At 47.8% G+C, this 1576-nt stretch carries 3 protein-coding genes; all 3 read right to left on the bottom strand.

Annotated features, from left to right (window positions below):
* On the bottom strand, positions 1–308 hold a 308-nt coding region (locus ACRC27_RS03060), incomplete at its 3' end, for an MFS transporter (RefSeq protein WP_438639168.1).
* 70 nt (positions 309–378) lie between these two features.
* Positions 379–666 carry a ferredoxin-like protein FixX gene (fixX, locus tag ACRC27_RS03065; protein WP_112866528.1) on the bottom strand — a complete coding sequence of 96 codons (288 nt, stop codon included), beginning with the start codon at positions 664–666 and terminating at the stop codon, positions 379–381.
* On the bottom strand, positions 663–1576 hold a 914-nt coding region (gene fixC / locus ACRC27_RS03070; protein ID WP_438639169.1), incomplete at its 5' end, for an FAD-dependent oxidoreductase FixC. The genes fixX and fixC, both read right to left, overlap by 4 nt.

Here is a 1576-nt window from a genome sequence, read left to right on the forward strand (position 1 = left end):
ACAAACATGGTTGCCACTGATATCACACCAATGGCCACAATATCGATGAGAAACATTTTACGCCGGCCGACTTTATCTGAAATATAGCCAAATAATGTCGTACCAATAAATAATCCGGCCAGGGTTGCTGCACCTAGCAACCCTATCCATTCAGCGTCAAGATGTAACACTGGTGTTAATTGCTCAAGTGCAACACCAATAATAACCAACACATAACCATCCAGAAACGGCCCCCCACTTCCCCATAGCATGATTCTGCGGTGAATGGATGAGAATTTGATATCATCAAAGTTCCTTGGCTGCTGCATGGTTATTTCCTGTGTTATCGACAAAAGAAGGGATCACCGTGTTTATCACGCGTTAACATCACCGCGGATATCAGCCGTAGCGAAACTCCACGCCAAAAGTGCCGCGCGGATATTCCCATTTCTCTAATGCTGTCTCAAGACCCAGAATTCGACAGGTGCCACATTCCAGACATCCGGCATAGTCAAAACGCACACTTCCGTCGTCTTGTCGTTTATATAAACCAGCTGGACAGGCTTTCATTACTACATCGAGCGCGTGTTTATCTGGCGCGGTTTTCAAAATAATGTGTGGATTTTCTTCATCGACATTAAATTTATTCACGCCTAATTTGACGTCTACGTTGACGGGCGAAGTCATAATGCTGTTACTCCTCTAATGCCATCTTTCATCAGGTTGATAAAACCAACCTTCTTGCAATGACTCAGGATTTTTTTACGCATCGGCACTGGCGCTTGGCCATCAATAGTGAAGAGATCACGCGCAATACCGACCACCATTTCAGGGTAATAAGTAAACATGCGCGGGTTATCCAAAAATGCCGGCATACGTTGGTACATCCGCATATCGCGCATTGGCCCGTTATCCAAATGCTGTTGGTACTCGGCCAGCCCTTCTTTACTAAAATCATTGCGTTTCATGGCTGATAGCACGGTTTTCGCCGCAGCCTCACCAGCAGAAACCGCCAAATCCATACCGCGAATGGTAAAGCCCAAGTTCATGCACATACCTGCCGCATCACCGGCAATCAGAACACCTTCACCAACTAACTCAGGCTGCATATTGATACCGGCTTCCGGCACCACATGCGCGGCGTATTCAACCAGCTTGCCACCGGCAATCAGTGGCGCAATGGCAGGATGCTGCTTAAAATCTTCCAACATCTGCGGGACTGATTTTTTCGACTCTTTCACGTGATGCAAGCCACACACTAGGCCAAGTGAAAGCGTGGTCTCATTGGTATACAGAAAACCACCGCCCATCAACCCATCGGTCGGTGAGCCGGCAAACAAACACGCCGCCCCTTCATTGCCTTGTAGCTGAAAACGGTCTTCAATCACTGATTTAGGTAACTCAATCAGCTCTTTCACCCCAACCGCGACATGCTCCGGTTCAACACGCTTAGCCATTCCCAGCTTTTCGGCTAACAAAGAGTTAACGCCATCGGCCAAGATGACCACTTTTGATTCAATCACATCACCATCAGCTTCGACGCCTACCACTTTGCCATCACGCTGTACCACGTTATCCACGCGAATACCGGTGATCA

Source organism: Plesiomonas sp., assembly GCF_051650925.1.
GTDB lineage: Bacteria > Pseudomonadota > Gammaproteobacteria > Enterobacterales > CAMTGL01 > Plesiomonas.